The organism is Gorillibacterium massiliense, from assembly GCF_000455485.1.
Taxonomy (GTDB): domain Bacteria; phylum Bacillota; class Bacilli; order Paenibacillales; family NBRC-103111; genus Gorillibacterium; species Gorillibacterium massiliense.
In genome coordinates, this window is record NZ_CBQR020000106.1 from 1 (window position 1) to 6,898 (window position 6,898).

The 6,898-nt window shown below is 50.5% G+C and carries 10 protein-coding genes; 1 reads left to right on the plus strand and 9 read right to left on the minus strand.

The features are described 5' to 3' along the window. From bshA to TJ79_RS15045, 6 genes are all read right to left on the minus strand, one after another. Positions 1 to 626, minus strand: a 626-nt coding sequence (gene bshA / locus TJ79_RS15020) for an N-acetyl-alpha-D-glucosaminyl L-malate synthase BshA (protein ID WP_040951157.1), incomplete at its 3' end; no start/stop codon positions are given. After that, positions 611 to 1,351 (minus strand): bacillithiol biosynthesis deacetylase BshB1, encoded by a 741-nt coding sequence (gene bshB1, locus TJ79_RS15025; RefSeq protein WP_052339618.1) that lies wholly within the window; start codon positions 1,349 to 1,351, stop codon positions 611 to 613. The genes bshA and bshB1, both read right to left, overlap by 16 nt. Next, positions 1,348 to 1,776, minus strand: coding sequence for a methylglyoxal synthase (mgsA, locus tag TJ79_RS15030; RefSeq protein ID WP_040951158.1), 429 nt, complete (start codon positions 1,774 to 1,776; stop codon positions 1,348 to 1,350). The genes bshB1 and mgsA overlap by 4 nt, the downstream gene beginning before the upstream one ends. Before the next feature lie 33 nt (positions 1,777 to 1,809). Continuing rightward, on the minus strand, positions 1,810 to 2,616 hold the full coding sequence (gene dapB, locus TJ79_RS15035; protein ID WP_040951159.1) for a 4-hydroxy-tetrahydrodipicolinate reductase: 807 nt from the start codon (positions 2,614 to 2,616) through the stop codon (positions 1,810 to 1,812). Then, complete coding sequence (locus TJ79_RS15040) at positions 2,597 to 3,226, minus strand: tetratricopeptide repeat protein (RefSeq protein ID WP_052339619.1); 630 nt, start codon at positions 3,224 to 3,226, stop codon at positions 2,597 to 2,599. The genes dapB and TJ79_RS15040 overlap by 20 nt, the downstream gene beginning before the upstream one ends. Positions 3,227 to 3,296: 70 nt before the next feature. Continuing rightward, entirely contained in the window at positions 3,297 to 3,674 is a 378-nt protein-coding gene (locus TJ79_RS15045) for a nucleotide pyrophosphohydrolase (RefSeq protein ID WP_052339620.1), read from the minus strand. 154 nt (positions 3,675 to 3,828) lie between these two features. Between TJ79_RS15045 and TJ79_RS15050 the strand changes: the two genes are divergently transcribed. Continuing rightward, complete coding sequence (locus tag TJ79_RS15050) at positions 3,829 to 4,701, plus strand: YitT family protein (protein WP_040951160.1); 873 nt, start codon at positions 3,829 to 3,831, stop codon at positions 4,699 to 4,701. Here TJ79_RS15050 and TJ79_RS15055 read toward each other — a convergent pair. From TJ79_RS15055 to TJ79_RS15065, 3 genes are all read right to left on the minus strand, one after another. Beyond that, positions 4,698 to 5,615, minus strand: a complete 918-nt coding sequence (locus tag TJ79_RS15055) for a sporulation protein YpjB (RefSeq protein WP_040951161.1) — start codon at positions 5,613 to 5,615, stop codon at positions 4,698 to 4,700. The two genes, TJ79_RS15050 and TJ79_RS15055, sit on opposite strands and share 4 nt — an antisense overlap. A 59-nt stretch (positions 5,616 to 5,674) precedes the next feature. Further along, a complete protein-coding gene (locus TJ79_RS15060; RefSeq protein WP_238323020.1) occupies positions 5,675 to 6,337 on the minus strand; it encodes a DUF1405 domain-containing protein in 663 nt (220 codons plus the stop codon). 120 nt (positions 6,338 to 6,457) lie between these two features. Then, on the minus strand, positions 6,458 to 6,898 hold a 441-nt coding region (locus TJ79_RS15065), incomplete at its 5' end, for a c-type cytochrome (RefSeq protein ID WP_040951162.1).

A 6,898-nucleotide genomic window follows, 5' to 3' on the forward strand; every position in this document is an offset into this window, starting at 1 on the left:
CGGAAATTGGACATGTGTAAGAGCAACGGCTCGCCATTAGGCGAAAAATCCTTTTTCAGCGCCGCCACATCCCGCGGGTAGAACACCCGCTTGTCTACAAAATTGTAAGCCAAATCGATGGAACGGGTTATATCCAACGTTCTCCGTGTTTCCTTGATCAAATCTTCGGATACAGCGGTGACCGCATCGCTTTCGTTGATGGCATGTCGGATCAAGTCGCTCAAAGACGGATCCTGGCCAAGAATGGTAATATCCGTTCCATGCAGGGTAGTCACGACCTTTAGCTGGTCTCCTACCATCTGTTTTGCTAAGAGGGCGCAAATCGCATGGGGAATCGCATAGTGCACGTGGAGCAAATCCAGATTTTCCATCTTGGCGACTTGAGCCAATCGGCTGGCTAATGCCAGATCATATGGCGGATACTTGAAGACATAATAATCGCTAACTTCAACCTCATGGTAAAAAATGTTTCGACTGAAGCGCCCTAGACGGAAAGGTAAATTGTTTGAAATAAAGTGCACTTCGTGCCCCCGCTCCGCCAGCAACTTGCCAAGCTCCGTGGCGACAACCCCGGAACCGCCCAGAGTCGGGTAGCAGGATATGCCGATTTTCAGGCGTTGCTCCATTCATGGACCTCCTTATCCCTTCTTCCAAAAAGGTCAACTTGGTAGGGTACCTTCGTAATAAAGCCTTCGGCATAACGGACCTGACCCTTCATGCCAAAAACCCGGTCCCGGGCTTCTACCCGCTCCAAATAACCCTGGTTTAGAGGGGTGGGTACGGTGTCCGCTTGATCATCCGCCGCATCGAACTGGCTGGAATAGGACCTTAATGCGTCAAGTTTTTCTTCATAACAGGAAGTAACATCAACCAATAAATCGGCGGGACCGATATCGTTAATGAAATAAAAATATTGCGCCTCAACAGTAACCGGAGCAATTTCCGGCCTTAACCTGCGGAGCTTGGCAGTGAATACCGCCTCTTGTACCAGCTGGCTGCAGCGGATATGATCCGGGTGACGGTCCTCCCAATAAGGAGCAAAAACAATACGCGGCCTCAGCCGACGAATTTCCATGGCGACGATTTCGATTTGCGCCGGAGATAGATCGAGGCCTCGGTCAGGGAGCATCAGATTCGACCGATGCACGATACCCAGTTTTTCCGACGCTGCGGCAGCTTCCTTGTGCCTAAGCTGAACCGACCCGTTGGAGGATAGCTCTGCTTCAGTCAAGTCGCATATCCCAACGCGGTAACCGGCACGAACATGCTTGGCGATGGTACCCCCCATGCCGATTTCCGCATCATCCGCATGGGCAGCAATGACGAGTATATCGACAACGCTACTATTCATTCTTCATTGCCTGCTTTATATTTATGTACGACTTCCCGCCAGCCGAATTCTCCTCGCTCCATTGCCCGAACCAACAGCTCTGCCGTCGCCACATTGGTTGCAAGCGGAATCCCTTGAACGTCGCATAACCGCAAGAGTGCGGTAATATCCGGCTCGTGAGGCTGGGCCATGAGCGGATCGCGGAGGAATATAATCAAATCCATAATATTTTGCGCGACTAGAGCGCCAATTTGCTGGTCGCCGCCTAGCGGCCCGGACATAAAGCGATGAATCTTCAATCCGGTTTTGTCGATAATGCGCTGTCCGGTGGTTCCGGTGGCATAGAGTTGATGTCCTTCGGCAAATACATGCTGGTAAGCCGTAACGAAATTCACCATTTCGTCCTTCATGCGATCATGAGCTATAAATGCAATGTGCAAAGCCATCTTGTCCACTTCCTTCTATAGTAGAAACGAATATTAATCGATGAAATGCTCAAACCCGTAAACGATACCTGTGAGTTCAACTGCTTTTTTTACGGCTATGGCTACGCCAGGCATATAACCGGCGCGGTCGTAGGAATCATGGCGAATCTTCAAGGTTTGACCGTCTCCGCCAAAGATCACTTCCTGTTGGGCGAATACGCCCGGGAGCCTTACACTATGTATGCGAAACCCGTTATATAACCCGCCTCGCGCTCCTTCGATGGTCTCCTCTTCCCGAGGATTGCCCTGCCGGAATTCCTCCCGGTTTTGCGCAATCCATTCAGCTGTCTTCACTGCCGTTCCGGAAGGAGCATCCAACTTTTGATCTCCGTGGTATTCGATGATCTCGACATGAGGCATATATTTGGCCGCTTGAGCTGCGAATTTCATCATGAGGATAGCGCCGATGGAGAAATTGGGGGCGATGATACCGCCGATTCCCTGCTCCCGGCATTGCTTGTCCAATTCTTCGATATCTTCAGGCTTGAAGCCCGTCGTGCCGATAACCGGTCTTACTTTATGCTTAATCGCCGTTTTTGTATTTTCCAATACCGTCTGGGGTACGGTGAAATCGACAAGAACATCGGGTTTTGTTTCTACTAATGCCAGCTCCAGATCGGCTACCACCTTTACGCCGCATTCCTTCAAGCCTACGAGGCTCCCCGCATCCATGCCTTCACCTGCCCGGTCGATAGCGGCTGCCAGTTCAAACTCCGGGTGGTTCAGCACCATTTTTACAACTTCTCGGCCCATTCGTCCGCCCGCACCGGATACCGCTACTTTAATGATAGAGTTGACCATGATCGTTTCTCCTTTTATGTTCGGGTTCATTCATGCGATTAGCCAATCTGGCCGAATATTGCGCATAAAGCCGCTTGCCGTCCGGCAAGCCGGGATTAAGCCGCAGTGCTTCTGAAACGTTCCAAACCGCTTCCTGATCGTCGCCGACAGCTCCGCAAGCGACAGCCAAAAGAAGATAAGCTTCACCGGAAAGAGGATCCAGGTGGATCGCTTTTCTCAACATCACGATGGTATCCAGCAACTCACTCTCCAATCCATCGCCTGAAAGCGGCAAAAGGATGCCCCCATGATTACCGAGATCACCTGTTGCCGGTTGCGCAGTCAGTTTGTCCAATCGTACCGATGCTTTAGCGAGCAGCTCTTTGGATTTCACCTGCTGCATCTGCTGCTTGTACACTTGATTATCGGGATCAAGCTTAACCGCTTTTTGCGCGGTAGACAAGGCACGTTCCAGCCTTCCACTGCGAGAGTAGGTAACGGAAAGCTTGTGATGATACTCTGCGTTTTCCGGTTCCAAGCTGACGGCTTCTTCAAAACAGATCGCTGCCTGCTCAAAATCCCCGGCCAAAATAGCATGATACGCTTTTCGAATCCAGTCCGCCCCAACCATCGCTCATCCCCTTCCATCACATCCCGAAGGATAGAATTTGGACCGGGAGTGATGCTACAGTATATGAGGATCAAGAGAGTTCGGTGTTCTTACGTGTCCATCTGTCGGCATCGCGAGTGTTGAATTTTTCTAATACTTTATCGTGAGCCTGGGTTAAATCAATGTCCAGAGAGTTGGCAAAACAGATCAAGATGAACAAAATGTCCCCTAGCTCCAACTCGATGGAATTATCCGCTTCTCCCGGCTTCTTCGGTTTCTCGCCAAACTGATGATTGACCTCTCGTGCCAGCTCGCCTACTTCTTCCGTCATGCGCGCCAACAAGGTCAACGGTTTAAAATAGCCTTCTTTGAACTGGGATATGTACGCATCCACTTCACGCTGCATATCGGCCAGCGATTTATTCTCCACTCTCCTTGCCCCCTGCTTGTACGTATGATTGATTTTCATTACAATACATGTTGAATACATGTTATCGCAAAGCGCAGGGGAAAACAAATGGTTGTTTCCTCTCAAGACAAAAAAATACGCCTCCTCAAAAGGAGACATATCCAGAACATACGGATAAAGGCAATCTTCTGCATTATAGAAATGGAGTGAGTGCATGCTTGGAAAAAAGGCTACGGATGTCGGAAAGCAAATCGCGGGTATCATTATTGGAACGGCGCTATACGCTTTCGGCATTTACTATTTTATAATCCCTAACGAACTGATGGAAGGCGGGGTCACCGGGATCTCGCTTATTTTGCATTATGCCGCTCAAATTTCACCCTCGTTAACCAACCTGGCCCTCAATGTTCCGCTTTTTCTCATTGGGCTCAAAGTATTCGGCTCCCGTTCCATGTTCTATACGGCTTTCGGGATTGCCTCGTTGAGCTTCTTCTTTTGGGTCTACGAGCAAATGATCAACCAAGGATGGATAACCCCTTTCGCTTCTCGGCAGGATTATTTTCTCGTCACGCTATATGCCGGGGTTTCCATCGGAGGCGGTCTTGGCATTGTATTCCGGTCTGGAGGCACAACGGGCGGCGTCGATATCATCGCCAGGCTGGCCAACAAATGGAAGGGCTGGAGCATGGGCCAGGTCATTCTTTTCATGGATACATTGGTCATCGGGTGCGCGTTGTTTTATTTACCGAAGGAAAAGATCCTTTACACCTTAGTCTCTGTCTTTGTCGGATCCAAAATCATCGATTTCATCACTGAAGGAGCTTATACGGCGCGGGCTTTTACCATCATTTCCGATCATGGCGACGAGATTGCCAAAAAAATCAATGTTGAGATGGACCGCGGCGTCACCCTGTTTCCCGCTCATGGCGCTTACTCGCGTCAGCAGAAAAACGTCGTCTACTGCGTAGTTGCCCGCCATGAAGTAAGCCGTCTAAAAGCCATCGTCCACCAACTGGACCCTGCTGCTTTTATCATCATCGGCAGCGTCCACGACGTATTGGGTGAGGGCTTCCGTGACAAATCTTAGCGGACCTCCCGCTTTTCATCCGCTCTTTTTGTCTTCATTCGTAAGGGAGCGATATTTTTACCGGAGCGCAGCATCCGCCAACCTACATAGCCTAAGGTAAACAGGAGAACGCCTCCAATGGTAAGCGGCCAGTAAAACGGTTTATCCTGATATGGCAAAGGCAAGTATGCGGGGCGATCTTTGGATTCCCCGGAAAGAGCATTGAAGCTGCTCACTAACTCTTTCAATGCCGCCGTATAAGCACTGTCGAATTTCCCCGTACCCGTTTGCTTCTTTAAAAAAGCAAAGAGAGAATCGATCTTCTCAACTTCCGATGGATCGCCTTTGACGAGCACGGCCGAACGGAAAACGTCATACCGGTTATATAGATCTGTCAAAATGGCCGCGGCTTCGCCAGGCTTGTTTCCTTCCGCAGCCAGCCGCAACGCGCTAATCCGGTCCAAAGCCGGACGGATGTACTGACGCCACATCGGCTCTTCGGGGTGGGCCATAGCGTCGGTAATCAGCTTGACCGTTCTTGCGGCTGCCAGCGCTCTGTCAGGGAAGATCTGCACGGCGTAAAGTTGCCTGTTCACTGCCAGAATGGCGTCGGATAGCACCTTCATCCCCTCGATCCCCGTAAATCCGCGAAATTCAGTCCCCGTCGCCATCGATCCCAATTGTTTTGCTTTCTCCCTCGCTTCGGCCATACTTCCGGATTGAATGAGCCGGTACAGATCGCTGGCTGTCTTGTCCAATGCCGTAATCTTCTCGACATCCTCCCCAGCTACCGCAACCGAGCCAGGTGGGACCCGGGTTTCCCGGCTGCTGCAACCGGATATTGCAACTACCGCCGATAACAGGAAAAGCAGCGCTATTGCAGCCAGTACTTTACTGGCGTATCCTTTCTTGATCCGATTCCTCATCCAAAACATAGGACATCCCTCCGTTATCATGCTTATGGAGGGATGTCCATGGATAGACCATATTCCGATCAGCGTTTTTGGGTTGGCGCCATTCGTCTGGAGATCGTAACAAAGATGGCGGTAGTGGCCGTGCTAAGCATCACCGTGTAATTGCGTATGACCTCAATGTGATCGATCAATACCTGCTGCATATAAGGGAAGACCCTATACCCGTAATCGACAATGTCACTGGCAAAAAGCCATGCCGCTCCGATTCCAATTGCAAGCGCGTCAAGCTTAAAGAAGCGGGAGAACAGCAGCGCTTCCAACGCCATACCCAAATGAGAGAAAGCAAGCAGCCAATCCTGCCAACTGGAAGGCACCCCCATCGCGTTAGCCGCAAGGATGATGGAAACCGCCCAGATGCCATATTTAAAAGAAGAAAAAACGGCCAGGCCCTCGATGATTCGCCTTAGCTGTCCATCTTTTGCCCTCGCTTTGCCTGAATAGGAATCAACGATCAGGTAAAGGAGCGACAATGTAAAGAACAAGCTGCCAGTGGGACTGTCAGGTACCAATATGACCATCCATGCCGGCTTTTCTGCGAGGGTGTCCTGAATTTGATCCCAGTACCAGTAATAGCCGTATATCGTCCCGAGAAAATTGATCCAGAACAGGGTGTGAAGCATAGATCGGGAAGTCAAAAAGGCTTTACTGCAATAAAAGGATAGAATGCGAGCGGTGGTATTCACAGGGCATCCTCCAACATTTCAACAGATTGGACTCGGAAGCAGTTGCTACGAAGTTTACACTTTTCTGATATCGTAAAACAACCCGAGCTCTTTAGCAAGAGAACGGGTTGCTTGCTGCTGTTATTTCGTTGGAGCTGTTGTTGCCGCTTCCTTGCTGGCGGCTGACTTTTGCATCGCCAGCCAGTTGGCCAATTGATCCAGCTCGGCATCGGAAATGCCATTCTGTTTGCTGGCTTCGTATTGACCTTTTGGCATCGTATTGATCCCGTCATGCATAATGGCGAGAATGGCGGTTTTATCATGCCGATCGCCGACTCCAAGCAGAGACGGTCCAACCGCACCTTCCAAATCCGTGCCGTGGCAGCTCACGCACGTTGCTTTGGCATAAACCAAAGCGCCTGGGTCATCCGGTGCGACAACGGCAGCTTTTTCCGATTGGTAGGTCTTTTTCGGCGGTTCCTCACCCCGTTTAATCGCGGCCTTGCGTTCCTCGGCATTTTTAATATGCTCCGGAATCGTGCCGGTTATTTCAAGCTGGTGCTGGTAGTGATGCCAGGAAAA